Here is a 23,114-nt window from a genome sequence, read left to right as displayed (position 1 = left end):
TCACGACCGGTCACGCGGAACGACTACGCCGTCCGGGTGCGGCGGCCGATGATGCGGGCGGGGGGGGACTGTTCGTGAGGGGTGGGGGCGCCGACGCGCGCCGCGCGACGCGGCGCACGGTCGTCAGCGGGCTGCTGGGCGCGGGGGCGCTCGTGCTGGGCAGCGGCTTCGCGCAGCCGGACGACGTCACCGGGCCGGTCGCCGCGCCCACCGGCGCGCCCGAGCCGGAGCAGCCGTACGACCCGGGACCGCGCCTGCCCGCGGCCGAGCCCTCGCACGGCGGTGTGGTCTACGAGACCTTCACCAGCGCGGCGCGCGGCCGCGAGGTGACGTGGGGCCACTACGTCCCGCAGGGCTACGTCCCCGTCGGCCTGCCCGTCGTCGTCACCCTGCACGGGCGCGGCGGCGACGCCCGCTCGAGCTTCGAGTACCTGCGGATGCAGGACGCCCTGGAGCGCCACGTCGCCGAGGGCGGGGCGCCGTTCGCGCTCGCCTCGGTCGACGGGGGGCTGACGTACTGGCACCCGCGCGCGGACGGCGACGACCCCCTGGAGATGGTCACCGGGGAGCTGCTGCCGCGCCTGGCGGGTCTGGGCCTGGACACGTCCCGCTACGGCGTGCACGGCATCTCGATGGGCGGCCTGGGCGCGCTGATCATGGCGCGGGAGGCGACCGCCGGCCGGCTGGGCGGCGACGGCGAGCTGGTGGCCGTGGCGGCCTCCAGCCCGGCGCTGTTCCCGGCGCTGGACTGGGCCAGCGAGGGGGCGTTCGACTCCGCGGCCGACTTCGACCGCTGGGGCGCGCTGGCGTCCGCGCCGGGGGTGCGCGGCCTGCCGATGACGGTCTCGTGCGGCGCCAGCGACAAGTTCGCCGGGCCGACGGCGACGTACCGCTCGCTGGTGCGGCCCCGCCCCGAGGGCGGCATCTCCCGCGGCGACCACACGGAGTCCTACTTCCGCGCCCGCTTCCCCGCGCAGCTCGCCTTCCTCGGCAGCCACCTCGGCGCCTGACGGCCCGCTCCCGGGGCTCGACCGGCCCCGCTCCCGCCCGCCCCGGCGGCAGCGACCCGCCCCTCCTCCCACCGCGATCATGGATGGTCGAGCTCTGGTCCATCCATGATCACCGTGATCATGCTGGGGATCCCTGCAAGATCACGGCGAGGGAGGGTGGGGGCGGCGGGAGCGGGGAGGGCGCCGGGGTCAGTTCTGGGCGCCGAGCGGGTCGGCGACCTGCGCGCCGGGGGCCGCGGGCAGACCGGCGTGCCGGCCGTGCGGGGTGGTCGCGTCCTCGCCGAGCGCCTGCTGGATGGAGCCCTCGTCCAGCCCCAGGTCGCGCAGGTGCTCCACGGCGGAGGTCAGCCGCTGCTCGCGGCGCACGGCCTCCTCGGCGAGCTCGCCGACCGCCCGCTGCGCCGACTTGGCCTCCTCGACCCCGGCCCGCACCTGCTCGGCCAGGTCCGCGCCGCCGGTGTCGCGGCCGGTGGGCTCGCCGGGCACGGGCGCGCCCGTCGTGGCCCGGGTGTCGGCCGCCGCGCGCTGCTGCACGAGCGGGGCGCCGGCCGCCGCCTGCGGGGACGCGGCCGCGTCGGCGCCCTGCACGCCGCCCGCGGGGGCGGTGCGCAGCGGCAGGCCCGGCAGGAACAGCACGATGACGAAGCCGACGACCATGACGGCCGCGGCCACCAGGTAGATCAGGCTCGTGGAGTCCGAGAAGCCCACCTTGAAGGGGTGCGACAGGACGGCCGGCAGGCTGGAGACGACGGAGGTGTCGTCCGCGGCGCGCGCGAGCACGCCCTGCAGCCCGGCCTGGTCCAACCCGGCCCGCTGCAGGCCGGCGGCGAACTCCGGGTCGCCCGCGGCGCCGGCGTAGGCGTCGGAGACGTTGCGGCCCAGCGTGGAGAACAGGATCGACAGGAAGACCGCCGTGCCCAGCGTGCCGCCCATCTGGCGGAAGAACGTCACCGAGGAGGTGGCCACGCCGATGGCGCGCGGGTCCGCGGCGTTCTGCACCGCCAGGATGATCGGCTGCATGTTGCCGCCCAGGCCCCAGCCCATGACGACCATCACGATCATGGTCTGCCACACGGGGGTGTCGGCGTCCACGCGGCTGAAGAGGAACAGCGCGAGCACCATGAGGCCGGTGCCGACGATCGGCAGCGGGCGGTAGCGGCCCGTGCGGGAGATGAAGCGGCCGGAGAAGGCGCTGGCCGACATGATCCCCAGCACGAGCGGCAGCATCTGCAGGCCGCCCTCGGTGGGCGAGGAGCCCTTGACGACCTGCAGGTACTGCGGCAGGACGGCCATGGCGCCGAACATGCCCATGCCCAGGACGAGGCTGCCGAGGCTGCCGACCACGAAGGTGCGGCCGGAGAACATGCGCAGCGGCAGCAGCGCCTCCTCGCCGTGCGCGCGTTCGGCCAGGACGAAGGCGACCAGGCCCAGGGCGCCCAGGGCGTAGCAGGCCAGCGCGCCCGCGGAGCCCCAGCCCCACTCGCGGCCCTGCTCGGCGACGATCAGCAGCGGCACCAGGCACAGGACGAGCGCCAGCGCGCCCGGCCAGTCGATCCGGTGGCGGGTGGAGCGTCGCGGCAGCTTGAGGTTGCGCAGCACGACGGCCAGCGCGAGGGCGCCCAGCGGCACGTTGATCCAGAAGATCCAGCGCCAGCCGGCCAGGCCCAGGATCGTCTCGTGGCCGGCGAAGAAGCCGCCCGCCACGGGCCCCAGGACGCTGGAGGTGCCGAAGACGGCCATGAAGTACGCCTGGTACCGGGCGCGCTCCCGGGCGGGCACGATGTCGGCGATGATCGTCAGGGCGAGCGACATGAGGCCGCCCGCGCCCAGGCCCTGCAGCGCCCGCCAGGCGGCGAGCTCGTACATCGACTGCGAGATCCCGCAGAGGGCGGAGCCGACGACGAAGATCACGATGGCGGCGATGAAGAACGGCCGCCGGCCGTACATGTCGGACAGCTTCCCGTACAGCGGCGTGGAGATCGTCGAGGTGATGAGGAAGGCCGTCGTCGCCCACGCCTGCAGGGAGAACCCGTCGAGGTCGTCGGCGATGGTGCGGATGGCGGTGGACACGATGGTCTGGTCGAGGGCGCCGAGGAACATGCCCAGCAGCAGCCCGGACAGGATCGCGAGGACCTGCCGGTGGCTGAGGGCCGGCGCCGCGGGGGCGCCGGGGGTGGTCGTGCTCATGCGGTCTCCCGGTGGTCCTGGACGGGGTCGGGGGCGGGGGTCCCCGGGAAGCGGGTGGGCGGCGCGGTGCAGCCCAGGAGGTCGGCGCGGGCCTCGTCGAGGCCGTCGCTGAGGCGCTCCAGCAGGCGGGTGAGGGTGGTGACGTCCTCCTCGCTCCAGCCGTCGACGGCGCGGGCGACGAGGTCGTTGCGGCGCCGGCGCAGCGTGTCGACGAGCTCGGTCCCGGCGGGGGTGAGCGCCAGCAGGCTGGCCCGCCCGTCGGAGGGGTCGGGGCGGCGCTCGAGCAGCCCGCGGCGGACCAGCTCGGCGGTCTGCCGGCTCGTGGTGGAGGGGTCGGTGCCCAGCCGCTCGGCGAGGGTGCCGGCGCGGGCCGGGCCGAGGTGGGTGAGGGCGAAGAGCACGGTGTGCACGGCGCGCTCGGCGTCGTCCTCGCCCCGGCCGAGGGCGGCCTTGAGGGCGGTGGCGGCGCGCAGGTGCCGGACGAGCTGGTCGCCGAGGGCGGCGACGCGTGCGGTCACGGGGGGCTCCGGTCGGGTGGAGTGGTGGTGCGGGGAGGGGGTCGTCCCGGCGTGTCGGGTCGGGTGCGCCCGCTGGACCGTGTAACGGCCGGTGGTGCGACGGCGAAGTACCTCCCGGGACGTCGTCCGCCCGGGCGGGATCCTTGAGTGCCGCATGCAACAAGTTAGCAGTCACGAGCACCGCCGGGGAGGCGAGAGGATGTCCTGGTGCGCGACGACCCGCTCCACTGCTCCGGACGGGGGAGGCTGCGCTACGGTGCTTGACAACCCTCAGTGTCGGGAGAGTCACTCTGTGTCGTCTGTGAACTGGTCGTGCGTGACGACGCTGCCCCCTGAGCCCCTGTCCTCGCGCGCCGCGCGGCACGTCGTGACCGACTGGTGCATCACCGAGGGGCTCCTCGGCGACGTCGTCGACACCCTCCTGCTGCTCACCGCCGAGCTCGTCACCAACGCCGTGCTCCACGGCCGCAGCGACGTCGAGCTGCGCCTGGGCCGCAGCGGCGCCCGCGTGCGCATCGGCGTCGGCGACGAGAACACCCGGATGCCGCAGCGGCGCACCTCCGACCCCGACGCCCTCGACGGCCGCGGCCTCGCCCTCGTCGAGGCGCTCGCCGACGACCACGGCGTCGACGTCACCCCCATCGGCAAGGTCGTCTGGTTCGAGGTCCTCACCCACGCCGGCCCCGCCCGGCGCCTCGCCACCGCCTGACCGCGGCCCCTCCGCGCCGCCACCGCTGCACGACCGCACCCGCGCCGCCGCACCGCCGCACCGCCGCACCGCCGCACCGCCGCACTGCCGCACCGCGATCATGCACGGTTGAATGCCCATGCATCCATGATCACCGTGATCTTGCTGGGACTACCTGCAAGATCACGGTGGGGGAGGGGTGGAGAGAGGGGCCGGGGGAGCGCGGCGCCCGCCGGGACGTGGCCGGGACGAGGGGGGCCGGAGGTGACGCGGGGAGGGCTCCGGGGTGACGCGGGGAACACCTCCCGCGGACCGAGGGGCCGCGGACGGCGACCTACCCTGGACGGGTGGTGACCCCCCGCCGACCCGCCGCACCCGCACCAGCCCCCCCGGCGTCACCGGCCGCCGGCCGGCCCCGGCTCACCGTCCCCGGTGCGGCCGCCACCACCGCGGCCGTCCTGCTCGCCGCCCTCGCCGTCGCGCTGCTGGCGCTGGCAGCCTCCGGCGGGCTGGTCCCCCCGGCCCTGGGCGACCCCGGCGAGCTCGTCCGCTACGGCCTGCCGGTGGCCCGCACCGTCCACGACCTGGCCGCCGCCCTCACCGTCGGCTGCGCCGTCGTGGCCACCGTCGTCCTGCCCCACCCCGGGCAGGCGTGGACGCGCGCGGTGCGGGCCGGGGCCGTCGGGGCGGGCGTGTGGGCGCTGGCCGCCCTGGTGGTGCTCGTGCTCACGGCGATGGACGTCGTCGGCGCCGCCCCGGGCGCGGAGGGCTTCGGTGCCCAGTTCGCCCAGTTCGCGCAGGAGATCGACCTGGGCCGGGCGCTGCTGGTCACGACCGTCCTGGCCGCCGTCGTCGCCACCGTGGGGGCCGCGGCCACCACGCCCACCGGCGCCACGTGGACGGCCGTGCTGTCCCTCGCGGCGCTCGTGCCGCTGTCGCTGTCCGGCCACGCCGCCGGCTCGGCCTCCCACCAGACGGCCGTGACCTCGCTGTTCCTGCACCTGGCCGGCGTGACCGTCTGGGTGGGCGGGCTGGCGGCGCTGCTGCTGGTGCTGCCGCTGCTGCAGCGCCCGCTGGTCGCGGCGCAGCGCTACTCGGCGGTCGCGCTGGCCTGCTTCGCGCTCGTCGCGCTGTCCGGCACCGTCAACGCGTGGGTGCGCCTGGGCGGCGTCGAGGGCCTGGGCACGCCCTACGGCGCGCTCGTCGTCGGCAAGGTCGTGGCCCTGGTGGCCCTCGGGGTCCTCGGCTGGTGGCACCGCCGCCGCACCCTGCCCCTGCTGGCGCAGCGGCCGCGGGCGTTCTGGCGGATCGCCGCCGGTGAGCTGGTCCTCATGGGCGCGGCCACCGGCCTGGGAGTGGCGCTCTCGCGCAGCCCCACGCCCGTGCCCGCGGACGACCCGGCGACGTCGGTGGCCGCCTCGCTGCTCGGCGAGCCCGTCCCGCCGCCGCTGACCACCGCCCGCTGGTTCACCCAGACGTCGCCGGACCTGCTGTGGCTGCTCATCGGCGGCCTCATGGTCGTGCTGTACCTGCTGGGGGTGCGCGCGCTGCGCCGGCGCGGGGACCGCTGGAGCACGGGGCGGACGCTGTGGTGGCTGTTCGGCTGCGCGCTGCTGCTCTTCGTCACCAGCGGCGGACCGGCCGCCTACGGCCGGATCTCCTTCAGCACGCACATGCTCCAGCACATGCTGCTGACGATGGCCGTGCCGCTGCCGCTGGTCCTCGGCGCCCCGGTCACCCTGGCGCTGCGCACGCTGCCCGCCCGCCGCGACGGCTCGCGCGGCCCGCGCGAGCTGCTGCTGGGGCTGGTGCACTCGCGCTGGCTGGCCGTCGTCGGCCACCCGCTGTCCGCGGCCGTGCTCTTCTCCGGCAGCCTGATCGTCTTCTACTACTCGCCGCTGTTCGAGCTGGCGCTGCGCACCCACGTCGGGCACGAGCTGATGATGTTCCACTTCATCGGCACCGGGTACCTGTTCGGCTCGGTGCTCGTCGGCGTGGACCCGGGCGCCCACCGCCCCGCCTACCCGCTGCGCCTGATCCTGCTGCTGGCCACCATGGGCTTCCACGCCTTCTTCGGCGTCTCGCTCATGCAGGGCACGGAGCTGCTGGCCGGCGACTGGTTCGCGGCGGTCAACCCCGGCGCGGACCTGCTGGCCGACCAGCACCGCGGCGGGGACATCGCCTGGGGCATCGGGGAGGTGCCGACCCTGGCGCTCGTGCTGGCGGTCGCGATCAGCTGGGCGCGCTCGGACGCGCGCGAGACCAAGCGGCGGGACCGCGCCGCCGCCCGCGACGGCGAGAAGGAGCTGGCCGACTACAACGCCATGCTGGCCCGCTACGCCGAGCGCGACGGGTCGGGCGGCGGGCGCCGCTGAGGCGCCCGCCGCGCGAGCGGGCCGCCCTCAGGCGACCCGGACCTCCAGGGCGCCGTCGTCGATGGTCTTGGTGAAGGGGCAGATCGCCAGCGCCTGCTGCAGCACCGCGTCGGCGTCGTCCACCGACGGCAGGGTCACCGCCAGCGCGTAGCGGGCGTCGTAGCCGGTGCCCTCGGCCTCGGCGAGCGTCACGCGCGCCTCGACGCGGGCGTCGTCGACGGACCCGCCGGTGCTCGTGGCGGCGATGCGCAGCGACTCCATGAGGCAGGAGCCCAGCGCCGCCGCCATCAGCTGCTCGGGGTTGACGCCCTCGCCGCTGCCCTTCAGCGACGTGGGCTCGTGGACGGCCAGCTCCAGGGCACCGTCGTCGGAGCGGGCGGAGCCGTCCGTCGCGGTGACCACGGCCGTGTACAGGTCGGAAGCCATGCCCGAGACGCTAGGGGCCACCGGCGCGCCACGCTCGGTGATCATCGTGGGGCCCTGACCCCCGGGGGCGCCCCGGCGTGACGGCGCCGGACCCCGCCCGGAGAATGGGCGGCGACCCGGGGACCCCCCGCCGAGCGAGAGGACCAGCGCGCGCATGGACAACGGCAGCAGCAAGGGCCAGGCCATCGACTTCACCGTGGAGACGCTGGGCCCCTGCACCGTGGACTCGCCCCTGGCGTCGCGGCTGTCCGCGCGGCGGACCACGCAGCACTACATCGACGAGAACGACCGCGTGCTGTTCGACGACACCGTCTCCAAGGTCTCGCGCCGCGACTGGTCCGAGACCGGCGAGCTGCCCGACCTGCCCAGCCTGGAGCCCGTCGGCCCCCGCAAGAAGATCTTCTTCGACCCGGCCAAGACGCGCGTCGGCATCGTCACGTGCGGCGGGCTGTGCCCGGGCATCAACAACGTCATCCGCGGCCTGGTCTCCACGCTGACCAACCACTACGGCGTGCGCCGCATCTACGGCTTCAAGAACGGCTACCAGGGCTTCGTGCCGCGCTACGGCCACGACGTCGTCGACCTCACCCCGCAGGCCGTGGAGCGCATCGACGGCGAGGGCGGCACCATCCTGGGGACCTCCCGCGGCGAGCAGGACCCCGTGGAGGTCGTCGACTGCCTGGAGCGGATGGGCATCACCGTCCTGTTCGCCATCGGCGGGGACGGCACGATGCGCGGGGCGCAGCGCATCAACGCCGAGGTCAAGGAGCGCGGCCTGAAGGTCGCCGTGGTCGGCATCCCCAAGACCATCGACAACGACATCCCGTTCATCGACCAGAGCTTCGGGTTCCAGACGGCGTTCTCGGAGGCGACCCGCTCGATCCTCGCCGCCAAGGTGGAGGCGCGCACCGCGCCCAACGGCGTCAGCGTCGTCAAGCTCATGGGCCGCCACTCCGGCTTCATCGCCTGCTACGCGGCGCTGGCGCAGAACGACGCCGACTACGTGCTCATCCCCGAGGTGCCGTTCGTCCTCGACGGGCCCGGCGGGTTCCTGGAGCACCTGCGGCGCAAGGTCTCCGAGCAGGGGCACGCGCTGGTCGTGGCCGCCGAGGGCGCCGGTCAGGAGCTGTTCGACGACATCGAGGACCAGGGCCGCGACGCCTCGGGCAACAAGAAGCTGCAGGACGTGGGGCGCCTGCTGCGCCAGCGCATCACCGAGGACTTCGCCGCGCACGGCATGGAGCTCAACATGCGCTACATCGACCCCAGCTACGTCATCCGCAGCGTCCCGGCGAACCCGTACGACAGCGTGTACTGCATCCGCCTGGCGCACGCGGCCGCGCACGCGGCGATGGCCGGGCGCACGAACATGGTCGTCGGCCGCTGGCGCCGGCGGTTCGTGCACATCCCCATCTCGCTGGCCGTGTCCGCGCGCAACCAGGTGGACCCGCACGGGGACCTGTGGTGGTCGGTGCTGGAGGCGACGGGGCAGCCGTGGTCGTTCGGCGAGGCCGACGCCCCCGAGCAGGTCACGGTCTTCGGGGGTCAGTGACGAGCGGGTGAACCCGCGGAGCCCGCGAGTTCGCCCGATCCTCCACCGAGGGTCACCGGAAGGTCACGGGAACCGCACAGGATCGGGGGCGGCGCCGCGCGGACGCGGGCGCCGAGGACCCCCGAGAGGACCCCCCGTGCGACCCAGGACGTCCCCCCGCACCCTCGCCTCGGCGGCGGCGCTGCTCGTCGGCGCCGGCGCGCTCGTCGCCGCCGTGCCCGCGGTCAGCTCCCCCGAGGCCCCCGCCGAGCCGACCGGCGCCGCCTACGTCGCCGACGTCGAGGTGCTGCGCGAGGCCGGCGCCACGACCAGCTCCGCCGGCGAGCAGGTGCTGCGCGGCACCGTGTTCGAGGACGGCGACCGCGACGGCCGCAGCGACGGCGAGACCGGCGTGCCCGGCGTGGCGGTCTCCAACGGCCGCGACGTCGTCGTCACCGACGAGCGCGGCCGCTACGAGCTGCCCGTCTTCGAGGGCATGACCGCCTTCGTCACCCAGCCCGCCGGCTGGCAGGTGCCCGTCGACGCCGACGGCGTCGCGCGGTTCCACTACACGCACCTGCCGAACGGCACCCCGCAGGACCTGCGCTTCGGCGGCCTGGAGCCCACCGGCCCGCTGCCGTCCGCGGTGAACTTCCCGCTCGTGCGCGGCGGCGCCGCCGAGGGCGAGGCCGCCCGCTGCACCGTCACCGCCGACTTCCAGACCTACAGCGGCCGCGAGCTCGGCTTCGCCCGCGACGGCCTCATGGCCGACCTGGCCCGCAGCTCCAACACCGAGTGCGGCGCCCTGCTGCTCGGCGACGTCGCCGGCGACGACCTCGGCCTGTACCCGCGCATCAAGGAGGTCCTCAGCCTCGCGGGCGTGCCGCTGCGGTTCGTCCCCGGCAACCACGACCTCGACCTGGACTCCACCGACCCCGAGCACTCGATGGACACGTTCCGCCAGCACATGGGGCCGGAGACGTTCTCCTACGACGTCGGCGACACCCACTTCGTGGCGCTCAACAACGTCAAGTACCCCTGCACGCCGGAGGACAACGCCGACGGCGCCCGCCCGCACTGCGACGACCCGGAGAACAGCCCCCGCTACAACGGCGAGCTGGGCGAGCGGCAGCTGGAGTGGCTGGAGAACGACCTGGCCCTCGTCCCCGAGGACAAGCTGGTCGTCGTCGCCACCCACATCCCGCTCGTCTCCTTCGCCGACGCGGCCTCCACGCAGCACTCCACCCGCGACGTGCAGAAGCTCTACGAGCTGCTCGAGGGCCGCAAGGCGCTGTCGATGTCCGGGCACACCCACTCCACCGAGCGCATGGTCGCCGGGGACTCCTACGCCGGGTGGCAGGAGGCCGTCGGCGTCTCCGAGCTGCCGTTCCCGAACATCGTCGCCGGCGCCCCCAGCGGCGACTGGTACTCCGGCGACCTCGACGTCGACGGCCGCCCGATGGCGCTGCAGCGCGACGGCGCCCGCCCCGGCTACCTCACCCTGGACCTGCAGGGCGGGGAGTTCCGCGACACCTGGCACACGATCGGCGAGTCCGACGACGAGCAGCTGGCCGTCGCCGTGAACTCCCCGCGCTGGCGCGAGTGGTTCGACACCCTGAACACGTGGGCCGACGAGCGCGCCGCCGGTGACCACCGCACCCCGCCGCCGGTCAACGTCAACGACCTCGGCGACCCCGGCGTCGTCACCCGCGACGACCTGGCGAACCGCACCTGGCTGACCGCGAACGTCTGGTACGGCTCCAGCGACACCACCGTCGAGGTCTCCGTCGACGGCGGCGAGCCCGTGGCCGCCGAGCGCACCCAGCAGGCCGACGGCGAGGCCCCGCGCGTGGGCGCCGAGTACGCCGACCCGGCCGCCGCGACCCGCCAGCTGCAGGTCGCCCGCTACGGGTTCGAGTCCACCTCCGGCGACGACTACGCGCAGGGCTACGAGCTGTACGCGGGCAGCACCTACGGCCCCGGCCCGGCCCAGCCCGGCAACAACGTCGCCGACCGCACCACGCACCTGTGGCGCTACCAGCTGCCCGCCGACCTCGCGCTCGGCGTGCACAGCGCCGAGGTGACGGTCACCGACCACCTCGGGCGCACCTACAGCGAGACGCACACCTTCGAGGTGCGCGAGGAGGTCCCGCAGCAGGGCTTCCGCACCGAGCTGTTCGAGGACGGCGAGGAGGACTGATCCCGGTCCGCTGAGCACCACCGGCCGCCGTCCCGCGTCGCACGACGCGGGGCGGCGGTCGCGCGTCCGGCGCCGTGGACGGGGGACGCGCCGCGCGGCCCTACCCGCCGGAGGCCGTGCGCGCCAGGAGTTCCGCCAGGTCGCCCGGGCGCGACCACATCGGCCAGTGGCCCGTCGGCAGGTCCACGTACGCCAGGTGCTCCAGCTCCGCCAGGCCCGCCAGGAACGGCGCCCCCTGCGCGGCCAGGTCCCGCACCTGCTGCGAGGTCATCGAGCAGCACACCACCGTCGTCGGGACGCCGCGGCGGGAACCGTCGCCGAGCGGAGGTGCCTCGCGCAGCGCCGCCCCCGGTTCCGGCACGGCCCGGCGGCGGAACTCCGCCCGCTGCTGCGGCGACAGCCCCGCCAGGCTGCTGCCCTCCGCCTCCAGCTCCTCCCACGACGGCAGCGGGTGCTCGGCGTCGGGAAACCCCTCGCCCAGCGCGCCCGTGCCCGGGCCGGAGTCGACGTACACGACGGCCGCGAGCCGGTCCGCGACCCGGTCGGTGGCCGCGTAGCCGGGGAACCCCGCGCCGCTGTGCAGCACCAGCACCACGCGCTGGCCGGTGCGGTCCGCGGCGTCCGCCACCGCCGCGGCGACGGCGTCGACGTGCTCGGCGATCCGCACCGCGCCCCGGTCCGGGTGGTCCGGTCCCAGACCCGGCAGGGTCAGCGCGGTGACGTCGTGGCCCGCGGCGCGCAGGTGCGCGGCCACCTCGTCCCACGCCCACGCGCCCAACCAGAACCCGGGGACGAGGACCAGCGGCGCGCTCACCCGCGCCACGGTAGGGGCGCCGCGCGGGCGGGGGAAGGTCCCGCCCCCCGCAGGCGTTGCACCCCGTCGTGGGCGAGGACATCCGGGTGGGACCGTCGCTGACGGTCCCCGCCAGCGAGCTGGGTGTGCGGTTCTCGCGCGCCGGCGGCCCCGGAGGTCAGGGCGTCAACACCACCGACAGCCGCGTCGAGCTCTCCTTCGACGTCGCCCGTTCCGGCGCGCTGCCCGAGCCGCTGCGCCAGCGGGCCCTGCAGCGCCTCGCCGGTCGCCTGTCCGGCGGCGTCCTCACCGTCGTGGCCGCCGAGCACCGCTCGCAGCTGCAGAACCGCCGCGCCGCCGGCGAGCGCCTGGCGGCCCTGCTCGCCGAGGCCGTCGCCCCCGGACCGCGCACCCGCCGGCCCACCCGTCCGACCCGCGGCTCGCAGCGGCGCCGCCTGGACGGCAAGAAGCGCCGCGGCGAGGTGAAGCGGCTGCGGCGCAGCGCGGACGACTAGGACGACGGGGGACCCGGCCCGCGCCGGTTGCGGCCCCTCCGGGCGGCGCCGACGCTGGAGGAGTGGACAGCCCGTGGATCCTGGTGCTCGTCGCGGCGGCGCTGCCTGCCCTCGCGCTCTGCACGGCCGCCGCCCTGCGCCGGCGCCGGCGCCGGGCACGCCCGCACGACGACACGCTCCGCGCCGGTCAGTCGCAGGAGGTCGACGGCGAGGACGCGGCGCTGCGGGCGATGGGGCGCAACGCCTGGTTGCGCGGAGGCGGCGGCGGGATCTGAGGCCGGCCGGGCCGCCGGACCGCCGCGGAGCGGCTCTCACACCTCCGACCAGCGCCGCACCACCGACGCCTCGGCCAGGAACCGCGCCCCGCTGCCCGGCGCCCACCACCCGGCGGCCGCGCCCAGCGCCCGCTCCAGCAGCGCCACCGCGCGCCCGGCGTCCGCCTCCGGCACGTGCAGCAGCAGCTCGTCGTGCAGGCACAGCACCACCCGCCCGCCGGTGCCCGCCAGCCCGGCGCGCACCGTCACCGCCCACGCCTTGAACAGCTCCGCCGCCGAGCCCTGCACGACGGCGTTGCGGGCGAACCGCCCGCGCGCGGCCACCGCCTCCGCCGAGGCGGCCGGCACCCCGCCCGTGCGCACCAGCCGCCCGCCGTGCGTGCGCACCGACCGGCCCTCCCGGCCCGCGGCCTCGGCCGCCCGCAGGTGCGCCAGCGCCCGCGGGTAGGCGCGTTCCATCCGCTCCAGCGCACGGCCCGCCGCCCCGGACGTCTGCCCGTACATCGCCGCCAGCACCGCGACCTTCGCCGTCGGCCGGTCCACCCCCAGCGCCGCCGCGACCGGCGCGTACAGGTCGTCGTCGGCGGTGGCGCGCAGCAGGCCCTCGTCGCCGGAGACCGCGGCCAGCACCCGCGGCTCCACCTGGCCCAGGTCCGCGCGCACCAGCACGTGCCCCGGCTCGGCGGCCACCACCGGGCGCAGCTCCGCGGGCAGGTTGTGCAGGCCCGCCTGCGCCGTCATCCGCCCCGCGGCCGCGTCCGCCGCCGACCAGCGCCCCCGCAGCCGCCCGTCGGCGCCCACGTGCGCGTCCAGCCACGCGTACCCGTACGTCGTCGCCACGCGCTCCGCGCGGCGGTGGTGCAGCAGCGCCCGCGCCAGCCGGCCCGCCGCCGGGTCGGCGGTCAGCCGCTCCAGCCGCCACGACCGCGTGTCCGGCAGGTCGACGCCCCGCGCCCGCAGCGCCGCCAGCACCGCGGCCGGCGAGCGCAGGTCCACCGCGCCCGGCTCCGCGCCCAGCGCCGCCAGCACCGGGGCGTCGCGCGCGGCGCGGGCCGCGCGCTCCTCGGCCTCCGAGCGCGGCCGCGGGCCCACCAGGGCGCCCAGCAGCTCCTCGGCGGCGCGCACGTCCACCGGCAGGCCCGTCACCTCCAGCTCCACGGCCAGCAGCGCGGCCGCCGACTCCGACCACGCCGTCGACAGGGCGTGCCCGTCCAGCGCCGCGCGCTGCCGCGCGGCCACCTCCAGCGCCAGCTCGGCCCAGCGGACCGCCCGCTCGGCGCGCACGGCGGGAGGCTCGTCCGCGCCCAGCGCGCGCCCCGACGCCCACGCCCCCGTCAGGACGCCGTCCGGACCCACCGGCCCGTCGCCGGCACCGCCCCCGCCGTCCAGGTCCAGCTCCAGCAGCCCCGTGCCGTGCGCGGGGCGCGGGCGGCGCGAGGGTTCCGGCGGCTCCGGCAGGCCGTGCGCGGCCGCGTGCACCGCCGCCGGGTCCTCCCGGGCGCCGCCGTGCAGCAGCCGGTGCACGGCGGCCAGGTCGTGGGCGCGGGCCAGGTGCAGCCCCGCGGCCACCAGCGGCGCCACCTCCCGCGCGGACCACAGCACCCAGCGCGGCCCGTCCGCCTCCCGCGCGGCCACCGCCGCCGCGAGCGCGTCCGGCCCACCCGCGACCACCTCCGCGCCCGCGTCCCCGGCGAGCACCGCGAGCCCGTCCAGGACGACGAGCGCGAGGGGAGCGGGGGCCGGGGGCACCGGCCCATCCTGTCGGCCGTCCCCGACAGCTCCCTCAGGAGGCGCGGGGCAGCAGCTCCCGGGCCTGCCGCGCCGCCCGCCACAGCGGGTTCGCCGACTGCGAGGCCATCTGGAACGACGCGGACCGCCCGCCCAGCGACCGCTTGAAGCGGCGCACGCCCTCGTCGACCGAGCCGACCAGGTCGATGCGCCGGTACCCGCGGGCCACCGCCCAGCGGACCAGGTCCGCGTGCAGCGCCACCTCCGCGCCCGCGCGCCGGCCCGCGGCGAAGCTGCCGCCGGCCCACTCGTAGACCGTGTCGCCCTCCGCCAGCGAGACCAGCAGGCCCGCCGGCTCGCCGTCGGCGGTCACCGCCGCCCGCACGTGCGCGGCCCCCGGGCGCCCGCGCAGCAGCTGCCACACCGTCCGCCCCACCCCCGGCGGGTACGGGCAGGGCTCGCCGTGGTGGGCGTACACCTGCTCCAGCAGGTCCGGCAGCCACGCCACGACCTGCCACTCGCCGGCGTCCTCCACGCGCAGCCCGTCGCGCTCGGTGTGCCGCAGGGTGCGGCGGGCGGACTTGTGCAGCTGCCGCAGCGCCGTCTCCTCGTCCTGCAGCACCCCGCCCGGGGCCAGGTCCACGACGAACGTCTCCCCGAGCTCGACGGAGGCGTGCGCGGCCCGCAGCACCTCCGGGTCCGCCGCGGCCTGCGGCGGCAGGTCCAGCCGCGCGCCCACCACGCCGTGCCGGCGCGACCAGCCCGCCACGGCCGCCAGCACGTCGCCCAGCTCGCCGTCCAGGACCACCGGCCCCGCGTACGGGAACGGCACCGGCGCCGCCCGCCACACCGGGCCCAGCCGGGTCAGCAGCAGCGGCACCACGCCGACCGCCCACCCCGAGCGTTCGACCACGAGGGGCTCGAACCGCCACCCGTGCAGCTCCGCCTGCGTCGACAGCCAGTCCCAGCGGTGGAACGGCGTGGTCGCCGCCCGCCCGTCCAGGAACCCGTCCCACTCGGCCCGGTCGGCCGCCCTGCGCACGTGCACCCCCCGATCGTGCGCGCCGTCGCGCGCCGTGTCGACGCGGTGACCGGCTCCTCACCCTCCCGGGTGACCGGCGCCCACCGGGTGGAGCAGCATGGGGCGATGAGCGCGTGGGAGGACGTGGACGAGTACCTGGCCGGGACGCTGCTGGGCGAGGACGAGGTCCTCGAGCAGGTCCTCGACGAGAACCAGGCCGCCGGGCTGCCGGAGATCGACGTGTCGCCGCTGCAGGGGGCGCTGCTGACCGTGCTGGCGCGCGCCGTCGCCGCCCGCCGCGTCCTGGAGGTCGGCACCCTCGGCGGCTACAGCACCGTCCACCTGGCCCGCGGCCTGGCGCCCGGCGGGCGGGTCGTCACCTGCGAGCGCGAGCCCCGCCACGCCGAGGTCGCCCGGCGCAACCTCGAGCGGGCCGGCCTCGCCGACGTCGTGGACGTGCGGGTCGGGCCCGCGCTGGACACCCTCGACGCGCTCGTCGCCGAGGGCGCCGCGCCCTTCCACCTCGTCTTCCTCGACGCCGACAAGCAGGGCAACCCCGACTACCTCGAGCGGGCGCTGCGGCTGGTCCGGCCCGGGTCGCTGATCGTGGGGGACAACGTCGTGCGCGACGGCCGCGTCGCCGACGCCGGCAGCGACGACCCGGCGATCACCGGCACGCGGCGGTTCCTGGCGGCGCTGGGGGAGGACCCGCGCCTGGACGCCACGGCCGTGCAGACCGTGGGCGCCAAGGGCTGGGACGGCTTCGCGATCGCCGTCGTGCGCTGACCGGGGCCGCACCGCGGCCCCGGCTCCCGGCCGGTCGGCCCCGCCCCTGCGCGCGACGACCCCCACCGTGATCTTGCTGGGAATCCCTGCAAGATCACGGTGGGAGCCGGGCGGGGCGGGGAGGGGTCAGGGGGTCCCGTCGAGCAGGCCCGCGTCGTGGGCGACGATCGCCACCTGCACGCGGTTGTGCGCGTCGAGCTTCGTCAGCAGGCGCGAGACGTGCGTCTTCACCGTCGCCTCGCTCATGAACAGCTCTCGGCCGATCTCGGCGTTCGACAGGCCGCGGCCCACCGCGCCCAGCACCTCGCGCTCGCGCTCGGTCAGCGTCTTCAGCCGCTGCGCGGCCTCCCGCCGGCGCGGGTTCACCGCGTCGGCGGCGAAGTGCCCCACCAGCCGGCGCGTCACCGTCGGCGACAGCATCGCCTCGCCCGAGGCCACCACCCGCACCGCCGCGACCAGCTCGCGCGGCGGGGTGTCCTTGAGCAGGAAGCCCGTCGCCCCCGCCTGCAGCGCCTGGAAGACGTACTCGTCCAGGTCGAACGTCGTCAGCATCACCACCGCCGGCGCCTGCGGGCGGGCGGTGATCTGCTGCGCCGCCGACAGCCCGTCCATCACCGGCATCCGCACGTCCATGAGGACGATGTCCGGGTGGTGGGCGGCCACGCCCTCCACGGCCTGCGCGCCGTTCTCCGCCTCGCCGACGACCTCGAGGTCCTCCGCGCTGGACAGGATCATCCGCAGCCCGGCGCGCACGAGCGCGTCGTCGTCCACCAGCAGCACGCGGGTGGGCCTGGGTCCTGCGCCGCTCGTCACGCCTCGCTCCGTCCGTCGTGGCGGGGGCTCGCAGCGCCGCCCGCCCGGGTGGCCATGATCCTCGCATCCGGGGGCGTCCAGGAGGCCCGCGCCGCGGCCGTCCCGCGCCGGGCGCCGTCCGGCGACGGCCACGGCAGCCGCGCCCGCACCGCGAACCCGCCGTCCGGCTCCGGCCCGCTGGTGATCGTGCCGTCGGCCAGCCCGACGCGCTCCGCCAGCCCGACCAGCCCCGAGCCCGCCCCCGGCAGCGCGCTGCCCGGGCCGGTGGGCCGCTCGTTGACCACCGCCACGACCAGCTCACCGCCCACCTCGCCGGAGACCGTGACGACCGTCGGCGCCGACGGCGCGTGCTTGTGCACGTTCGTCAGCGCCTCCTGCACGACGCGGTAGACGGTGCGTCCCAGCTCCGGCGGCACCTGCGCGTGCACGGGCACGTCGGTGCGGAAGCGCGCGGCCACGCCCGCCTCGCGCGTGGACTCCACCAGGCGGCGCACGTCCACCAGCGTCGGCTGCGGCGCCAGCTCCGTCGTGCCCGTCGTCCCGGGCGTGCGCAGCACCCCCAGCACCCGGCGCAGGTCCTCCAGCGCGGTGCGGGCCGTCTCGCGGATCGTCGCCGCCGTGGCCTCCACCTGCTCCGGCCCCACGTCCGGGCGCACCTCCAGGCCGCCGGCGTGCAGCGCCACCAGGGAGATGCGGTGCGCCAGGACGTCGTGCATCTCGCGGGCGATGCGGGTGCGCTCGGCCAGGCGCGCCTGCTCGGCGCGCAGCGCGTACTCGCTCTCGGCCCGCTCGGCGCGCTCGCGCCAGCTCGCGACCAGGTCGCGGCGGGCCCCCACGAACGCGCCCACCGACACGCACAGGCCCGTGCCCAGCAGCGCGAACAGGGCCGCCGCGGTCGTGCTGCCCGTCGTCGCGCCGCGCAGGGCCGCGCTCACCGACGCCAGCGCCCCGGCCACGCCGAGCAGCACGAGCAGGCGGTCGCGGCGGCGCACCGCCAGCGTCAGCAGCGCCAGCCACAGCGCCGTGTCGTACGCCCACACCACCGCCACGGCCAGCGACAGCAGGGTCAGCGCCACGGGGTGGCGCCGGCGCCACCACAGCGCCACCACCGTGGCCAGCACGGTCAGCGCCGCGAGCACGTGCCGGAACCGGACGTCGTCCACGTCCAGCGGCACGCCGACGGAGCCGGGGTCCAGCGCGGGCCAACCGGCGACGAACAGCGGGAACCACACGACGGCACCGGCCAGCGACAGCAGCACGACGAGCACGTCGCGCAGGCGCGGAGCGGCCGACCACCACCAGCGGTCGGACGCGGGGGGCGGACTGGCGCTCACCGCCTCAGGGTAGGCAGCCGCGCCACCGGAGCCGTCCCCCGATCGTCGGCGCCGGCCTCCCGCCTCCGGCGGAGCCGTCCCCCCGCCCCCGGTCCGCCGGACCCACCCGCCGCCCCGCGCCCCGCCCGTGCCCCGCTCCTCCACCCCACCGCTCCACCCCACCGTGATCTTGCTGGGATTCCCTGCAAGATCACGGGAGGAAGGGGGGAGGGGCGGGCGGCGGGGTCGGGTGGGGGAGGGCGGGTCAGGAGGAGGAACCGCCGGCCTTGAGGGCGGCCAGGCGCGCCTCGACGTCCAGGTCCGCCGCGTCGTCCTCCAGGCTCGCGAACTGCGCTTCCAGCGAGTCCGCCTGCAGCTCGGCCTGCCCGGCCACCCGCGCCTCCTCGCGGCGCACCCGCTCCTCGAAGCGGCTCAGCTCCGACGTCGGGTCCAGCACGTTGAGCGAGCCGACGGCGTCCTGCACCCGCGACTGCGCCTCGGCGGCCTTCTGCCGGGCCACGAGCTGGTCGCGCTTGCGCTTGAGCTCCTCCAGCTTCTGCTTCATCGACGTCAGCCCGGCCTTGAGCTTGTCGACGACCTCCGTCTGCGCGGCGATCTGCGGGCCGGCGGCCGTGACCTCCTGCTCGAAGGAGATCTGCCGCTTCAGCGCGACCTTCGCCAGCTCGTCGAAGCGGTCCGCCTCGGCGTCCTTGCCCTCCGCGCGCAGGGAGTCGGCCTTGCGGGAGGCCGCCGCGGCCTTGCCGCCCCACTCGCGCACGGCCGCCTCGTCCTCGGCGCGGTCCTGCTCGGCCAGGCGCAGGTTGCCGATCGTCTGGGCGACCGCCCGCTCCGCCTCGGCGATGTTCGACGTGTAGTCGCGCACCATCTGGTCGAGCATCTTCTGCGGGTCCTCGGCCTGGTCGATCAGCGCGTTGACGTTCGCCCGCGCCAGCTGCGCGATGCGCCCCAGGATCGACTGCTTCTCCGCCACGACTGCTCCTCCTCCTCGCGGGCTGCGCGCCCGTCGGCCACCTGCCCCGCACCGCGTCGCGGTGCGGTCGTCCGTGTCAGAAGCGGCCGCCGCCGCTGCGCCGGCCGCCCCCGCCGAAGCCACCCCCGCCGAAGCCGCCGCCGCCGCTGCGCCGGCCGCCGCCCCCGAAGCCACCGCCCCCGCCGAAGCCCCCGCCGAAGCCGCCGCCGCCCCAGCCGCCCGGGGACCCGCCCCAGCCGCCGCGGCGCGCCGAGCCGCCCAGCAGGATGCCGCCCAGCAGCGCGCCCAGCTCGTCCGACTGACCCCGACCGCCGCCGTACCCGCCACGCCCACCCGGTCCACCAGGTCCGCCCCGCCAGCTGTCCACGTCGCGGCGCGCGGCCGCGGTGGCCTGCTCGGCCAGGGCGTCTGCCCGGCGGGCGTGCTCCAGCGCGGCCGCGGGGTCCGTGGCGCGCGCCACCGCCGCCTGCTCCAGGTGCCGCTGCGCCTCCGCCAGCCGGGTGCGGGCCGTCGAGCCGACCGCGCCGCGGCGCGCGGCCACGAAGTCCTCCGCCGCCGAGACCTCCGCGCGCGCCGCCAGCAGCGCCTGCTCCAACGCGGCCACCACGGCGCGCTGCTCGGCCTCCTCCTGCGCGGCGGCGCGGCGGGCGGCGTCCAGCGCCCGCTCGGCCTCCACGAGGCGGTGCATCGCCGCCAGCGGGTCCCGCGACCCGCGCTGCTCGACGGCGTCGGCGGTCGCGCCCGCGGCCGCCGCGGCGGCCACCACCTCCGCGGGGGCGCCCTCGCGCACCGCGCCCGCGGCCGCCCGCACCCGGGCCAGCGCCACCGGCAGCTCCTGCACCGCCGCGCGCAGGTCGACCGCTCCCCGCTGCACCGACGCCAGCAGCTGCTCGGCCTGCGCGGTCGCCTGCTCGGCGCGGTGCACGGCGTCGACCAGCTCGCCGCCCCGGGTGCCGTCGCCCACCAGGGCGCGCGCCTCCGACACCGAGCGCTCCGCCAGCTCCAGCCGCGCGGCCGCCTCGCCCGGTGCGTCCGCCAGGGAGCGCGCGGCCTCCTCGCCGTGCTCGGCGGCCAGCCGGGCCACGTCCTCGCGGGCCGGGTCCACCTGCGCGCGCAGCGCCGGCAGCCGCTGCGCCAGGGCGTCCAGGACCTGCGGGGCGCGCGCCACGAGGTCGCGCACCTCGTCCAGCGCGTCGGACTCGGCGTCCAGCCGCTCCCCGGCCCGCCGGCAGGAGGCGATGACCTCCGCCAGCACCTGCCGGCGCTGCTCCTCCGTCTCCGGCACCTCGTCGTCCAGGGACTGGCGCAGCGAGAACGCCGACGTCAGCGCCGAGCGGGCCCCCGCCAGCGCGGCCGCGAAGGCCGCCGTGCGCTCGTCGCCGAACTCCGCGCGCGCGAACTCCAGCTCCTCCGCGCTGGCGCGCACCGCGTCGTCGCAGCGCACCAGCAGCGTGTCCGCCTGCGCCAGCAGCTCCGGCGTCGGGGTGCCGTGGTGCGGGTCGCGCTCGGCGACCTCCGACTCCGCGACGGCCCGGCGGGTGCGCCGCTGCGAGCGCACGACGAGCGCGCCGACCGCGCCGGCCCCGCCGAGGACGACCAGCCCGCCGACCAGCAGCCCGGCGCCACCGCCACCGCCCGACCCGCCGCCGGAGCCCTGCCCGCGCAGCGCGTCGGCGGCCGCGACCGCAGCCCCGCCCCAGTCGCCGGCGACCAGCCGCTCCTCGGCCGCCCGGTCCGCCGCGGCCTGCCGCTCGTCGTCCACCCGCGACGGGTCGCTGCTGGAGCCGTACGCGCCGTCCTGCACGGCCACCGCCAGCAGCACGTCGTCGGGCCCGAAGCCGTTGACCCGCGCCGCCTCGTCCGCCCACTGCGGGCCGGACAGGCCGTCGAAGGAGTCGACGTAGACGACCCACAGCTGCAGGCCCTCGTCCTGGTACAGGCGGTCCAGCGCCTGCTCCACCTGCCCGGCGCCGTCCACGACCCCGGCCTGGTCGGTCAGCTGCGCGTCCACCCGGAACGGCTCCGCGGCGGCGGCCGGGCCCGCGGCCAGCAGGACGGCGGTGGCGGCCGCGGCGAGGCCGACCGCCACCCGCGTCCGCGCGGTCGTCGGGCGGGAGGAGGGGCGCACGCGGCCAGTCTGTCGGACCCTCCCCGCCGGGCGCGCGCCCACGGGCGACGCTCCCGCCGCCCGCCGCGGGACCGGACACCTCAAGGTCCGCGCCCGGACGGCCGACACCTGCAGCACGGGTCGACCGGCACCCGCCCGACGGGCGCCGGGGGCCGACGACGCTCCCGTCCGCAGGAGGACAGCTCGTGTTCCGACGACAGGCCCGCCCGCCGGCCGCCGCGCCCGCGGACATGCCCCGCGACGTCGAGGCGCTGGAAGCCGTCCTCGCCGCCCTCGACGGCGGCGTCCGCGACGAGGTGGACGTCCAGGCGAAGATCGCCGACGCGCTCCTGCGGTCCCTGGACCTGGAGTACGCGGGCGTGTGGCTGCCCCGCCCCGACGGCCGCTTCGGCCTCGCCCACGAGGCCGGCCGCCTCGCGCCCGCCCTGCGCGGCACCCGCGACGCCGTCGTCGGCCCCGGCGACGGGATGGGCGGTCAGGTCCTGCAGCGGCGCGAGGCGTTCCTGTTCGACGACCCCGCCCAGGGCGCCTCCTGCCCGCGCTGGCGCGACGCGCACACCGCCGGCGCCGCCCAGGGCACCTGGCTGCCCGTCCTGGAGGACGGCGCCGTGCGCGGCATGTTCGAGTTCTACGCCGCCGGCGAGCTGCCCTTCTTCGGGGTGCGCCGGGAGAAGTGGGACGCCATCCGCCGCGTCATCGCCCACGCCCGCCGCGCCGCCCTCGACAGCCGCGAGCTCGCCCAGACCCTCAGCGACCGCGAGGCCGTCACCACCGTCGTCACGACCATCGGCGAGGCCCGCGACCAGGCCAGCGCGCTGCGCCTGGCCCTGGACACCGTCCGCGACGCCTTCGGCTGGGCCTACGGCTCCTTCTGGGCGTTCGACGCCGACGAGCAGGCCCTGCGCTTCAGCGTCGAGTCCGGGTCCGCCGGCGAGGAGTTCCGGCAGGTCACCCTGGCCGCCTCCTTCCCCGAGGGGGTCGGGCTGGCCGGGCGCGCCTGGCGCCAGCGCGAGCTGATCTTCGTGCGGGACCTGGCCGAGGTGACCGACTGCGTGCGCGCGCCCGCCGCCCGCCGCGCCGGCGTGAAGTCCGGCATCGCCTTCCCCGTCGTGTGCGCGGGGCAGGTCGTCGGCACGATGGACTTCTTCGCCACCGACTACCTGGACCTGTCCGAGTCGCGCAAGGCGGCGCTGCGCAACGTCGGCCTGCTGGTGTCCCAGCGCCTGGACGTGCTCCAGCAGACCGAGACCAACGCCGCGGCCTCCCGCGCCCTGCTGGACACCGTCTCCCGGCTGCGCAGCGCCGTCGACGACGCCGGCCGGGTGGCCGACTCCGCCGTCGGGCAGGCCTCGGCCATGACGGGCGAGGTCGACGCGCTCACCGGCGCGTCCGCCGCCGTCGGGGAGGTCATCAAGATCATCTCCGGGATCGCCGACCAGACGAACCTGCTGGCCCTCAACGCCACCATCGAGGCCGCCCGCGCCGGCGAGCTCGGCCGCGGCTTCGCCGTCGTGGCCAGCGAGGTCAAGGACCTGGCCCGCGAGACCGCCGACGCCACCCACCGCGTCGCCGAGCAGATCGCCGGCATCCAGACCTCCAGCGCCTCCGTCACCCGCGGCATCACCGACACCGCGGCGATCATCCGCGAGCTGGACGTCGTGCAGGCCCGCATCGGCGAGGTCATCGACGAGCAGGTCCGGATGGCCACCGCCTTCGAGCGCGGCTGACCCGGGGCCGCGCGCACCGTCGCCGCGGCCCCGCCCCCGACGCGCCGCGCCGTCGCCCGCCACCGAGCGGACGGCGGCGCGGCGCCCCC

General features: G+C 77.1%; 19 protein-coding genes. 9 read left to right on the top strand and 10 right to left on the bottom strand.

The genetic code is table 11. The features are described from left to right. The first annotated feature begins 74 nt into the window (after nucleotides 1-74). Nucleotides 75-1,010, top strand: coding sequence for an alpha/beta hydrolase (locus ACRYMY_RS00520; protein WP_432545301.1), 936 nt, complete (start codon nucleotides 75-77; stop codon nucleotides 1,008-1,010). Nucleotides 1,011-1,199: 189 nt separating this feature from the next. Here ACRYMY_RS00520 and ACRYMY_RS00515 read toward each other — a convergent pair whose 3' ends face one another. After that, nucleotides 1,200-3,197, bottom strand: coding sequence for an MDR family MFS transporter (locus ACRYMY_RS00515; RefSeq protein WP_432545300.1), 1,998 nt, complete (start codon nucleotides 3,195-3,197; stop codon nucleotides 1,200-1,202). Then, complete coding sequence (locus ACRYMY_RS00510; protein ID WP_432545299.1) at nucleotides 3,194-3,715, bottom strand: MarR family winged helix-turn-helix transcriptional regulator; 522 nt, start codon at nucleotides 3,713-3,715, stop codon at nucleotides 3,194-3,196. The genes ACRYMY_RS00515 and ACRYMY_RS00510 overlap by 4 nt, the downstream gene beginning before the upstream one ends. Before the next feature lie 292 nt (nucleotides 3,716-4,007). On the opposite strand from ACRYMY_RS00510, the gene ACRYMY_RS00505 reads away from it, so the two are divergent. Together ACRYMY_RS00505 and ACRYMY_RS00500 are read left to right on the top strand one after the other, a co-directional pair. Continuing rightward, nucleotides 4,008-4,424 carry an ATP-binding protein gene (locus ACRYMY_RS00505; RefSeq protein WP_432545298.1) on the top strand — a complete coding sequence of 139 codons (417 nt, stop codon included), beginning with the start codon at nucleotides 4,008-4,010 and terminating at the stop codon, nucleotides 4,422-4,424. A 326-nt stretch (nucleotides 4,425-4,750) separates the two neighbouring features. Then, nucleotides 4,751-6,778: a cytochrome c oxidase assembly protein gene (locus ACRYMY_RS00500; RefSeq protein WP_432545297.1), complete on the top strand. Its 2,028-nt coding sequence runs from the start codon at nucleotides 4,751-4,753 to the stop codon at nucleotides 6,776-6,778. A 27-nt stretch (nucleotides 6,779-6,805) separates the two neighbouring features. Here the strand turns inward: ACRYMY_RS00500 and ACRYMY_RS00495 are convergent, their stop codons facing one another. Next, nucleotides 6,806-7,204, bottom strand: a complete 399-nt coding sequence (locus ACRYMY_RS00495; RefSeq protein WP_369055222.1) for an OsmC family protein — start codon at nucleotides 7,202-7,204, stop codon at nucleotides 6,806-6,808. Nucleotides 7,205-7,358: 154 nt separating this feature from the next. Here ACRYMY_RS00495 and ACRYMY_RS00490 point away from each other — a divergent pair, with 154 nt between their 5' ends. After that, nucleotides 7,359-8,756, top strand: a complete 1,398-nt coding sequence (locus ACRYMY_RS00490) for an ATP-dependent 6-phosphofructokinase (RefSeq protein ID WP_369055224.1) — start codon at nucleotides 7,359-7,361, stop codon at nucleotides 8,754-8,756. Between the two features lie 136 nt (nucleotides 8,757-8,892). Beyond that, nucleotides 8,893-10,935, top strand: a complete 2,043-nt coding sequence (locus ACRYMY_RS00485; RefSeq protein WP_432545296.1) for a calcineurin-like phosphoesterase C-terminal domain-containing protein — start codon at nucleotides 8,893-8,895, stop codon at nucleotides 10,933-10,935. Nucleotides 10,936-11,035: 100 nt separating this feature from the next. On the opposite strand, the gene ACRYMY_RS00480 is transcribed toward ACRYMY_RS00485, so the two are convergent. Beyond that, entirely contained in the window at nucleotides 11,036-11,749 is a 714-nt protein-coding gene (locus ACRYMY_RS00480) for an alpha/beta fold hydrolase (RefSeq protein WP_432545295.1), read from the bottom strand. 80 nt (nucleotides 11,750-11,829) lie between these two features. On the opposite strand from ACRYMY_RS00480, the gene arfB reads away from it, so the two are divergent. Next, complete coding sequence (arfB, locus tag ACRYMY_RS00475; protein WP_432545394.1) at nucleotides 11,830-12,243, top strand: alternative ribosome rescue aminoacyl-tRNA hydrolase ArfB; 414 nt, start codon at nucleotides 11,830-11,832, stop codon at nucleotides 12,241-12,243. A gap of 62 nt (nucleotides 12,244-12,305) precedes the next feature. Further along, nucleotides 12,306-12,518 carry a hypothetical protein gene (locus ACRYMY_RS00470; protein ID WP_432545294.1) on the top strand — a complete coding sequence of 71 codons (213 nt, stop codon included), beginning with the start codon at nucleotides 12,306-12,308 and terminating at the stop codon, nucleotides 12,516-12,518. Nucleotides 12,519-12,554: 36 nt separating this feature from the next. On the opposite strand, the gene ACRYMY_RS00465 is transcribed toward ACRYMY_RS00470, so the two are convergent. Beyond that, on the bottom strand, nucleotides 12,555-14,267 hold the full coding sequence (locus ACRYMY_RS00465; protein WP_432545293.1) for a DNA polymerase: 1,713 nt from the start codon (nucleotides 14,265-14,267) through the stop codon (nucleotides 12,555-12,557). Between the two features lie 34 nt (nucleotides 14,268-14,301). Then, entirely contained in the window at nucleotides 14,302-15,294 is a 993-nt protein-coding gene (locus ACRYMY_RS00460; RefSeq protein WP_432545292.1) for a lipid II:glycine glycyltransferase FemX, read from the bottom strand. Between the two features lie 99 nt (nucleotides 15,295-15,393). Here ACRYMY_RS00460 and ACRYMY_RS00455 point away from each other — a divergent pair, with 99 nt between their 5' ends. Further along, nucleotides 15,394-16,053, top strand: a complete 660-nt coding sequence (locus ACRYMY_RS00455; RefSeq protein ID WP_432545291.1) for an O-methyltransferase — start codon at nucleotides 15,394-15,396, stop codon at nucleotides 16,051-16,053. Nucleotides 16,054-16,179: 126 nt separating this feature from the next. Here the strand turns inward: ACRYMY_RS00455 and ACRYMY_RS00450 are convergent, their stop codons facing one another. The 4 genes from ACRYMY_RS00450 to ACRYMY_RS00435 all read right to left on the bottom strand — a co-directional run bounded on the left by ACRYMY_RS00450 (nucleotide 16,180) and on the right by ACRYMY_RS00435 (nucleotide 21,298). Beyond that, nucleotides 16,180-16,833, bottom strand: coding sequence for a response regulator (locus ACRYMY_RS00450; RefSeq protein ID WP_369055240.1), 654 nt, complete (start codon nucleotides 16,831-16,833; stop codon nucleotides 16,180-16,182). A gap of 29 nt (nucleotides 16,834-16,862) precedes the next feature. Further along, nucleotides 16,863-18,200 (bottom strand): sensor histidine kinase, encoded by a 1,338-nt coding sequence (locus ACRYMY_RS00445; protein WP_432545290.1) that lies wholly within the window; start codon nucleotides 18,198-18,200, stop codon nucleotides 16,863-16,865. 244 nt (nucleotides 18,201-18,444) lie between these two features. Next, nucleotides 18,445-19,170 (bottom strand): PspA/IM30 family protein, encoded by a 726-nt coding sequence (locus ACRYMY_RS00440; RefSeq protein WP_432545289.1) that lies wholly within the window; start codon nucleotides 19,168-19,170, stop codon nucleotides 18,445-18,447. A gap of 76 nt (nucleotides 19,171-19,246) precedes the next feature. Further along, on the bottom strand, nucleotides 19,247-21,298 hold the full coding sequence (locus ACRYMY_RS00435; protein WP_432545288.1) for a TPM domain-containing protein: 2,052 nt from the start codon (nucleotides 21,296-21,298) through the stop codon (nucleotides 19,247-19,249). A 185-nt stretch (nucleotides 21,299-21,483) separates the two neighbouring features. On the opposite strand from ACRYMY_RS00435, the gene ACRYMY_RS00430 reads away from it, so the two are divergent. After that, on the top strand, nucleotides 21,484-23,025 hold the full coding sequence (locus ACRYMY_RS00430; RefSeq protein WP_432545287.1) for a methyl-accepting chemotaxis protein: 1,542 nt from the start codon (nucleotides 21,484-21,486) through the stop codon (nucleotides 23,023-23,025). Nucleotides 23,026-23,114 lie beyond the last annotated feature (89 nt).

The sequence above is a fragment of the Kineococcus haloalkalitolerans genome (genome assembly GCF_050871905.1).
In the GTDB taxonomy this organism is placed as follows: domain Bacteria; phylum Actinomycetota; class Actinomycetes; order Actinomycetales; family Kineococcaceae; genus Kineococcus.
The sequence above is the reverse complement of the archived record's forward strand: the minus strand, read 5'-3'. Positions and strand labels throughout refer to the sequence as shown.

Bases quoted from the DNA above. Each gene is read 5' to 3' on its own strand.
- ACRYMY_RS00515 (WP_432545300.1), bottom strand. From the start codon at position 3,197: ATGAGCACGACCACCCCCGGCGCCCCCGCGGCGCCGGCCCTCAGCCAC.
- ACRYMY_RS00495 (WP_369055222.1), bottom strand. From the start codon at position 7,204: ATGGCTTCCGACCTGTACACGGCCGTGGTCACCGCGACGGACGGCTCC.
- ACRYMY_RS00490 (WP_369055224.1), top strand. From the start codon at position 7,359: ATGGACAACGGCAGCAGCAAGGGCCAGGCCATCGACTTCACCGTGGAG.
- ACRYMY_RS00455 (WP_432545291.1), top strand. From the start codon at position 15,394: ATGAGCGCGTGGGAGGACGTGGACGAGTACCTGGCCGGGACGCTGCTG.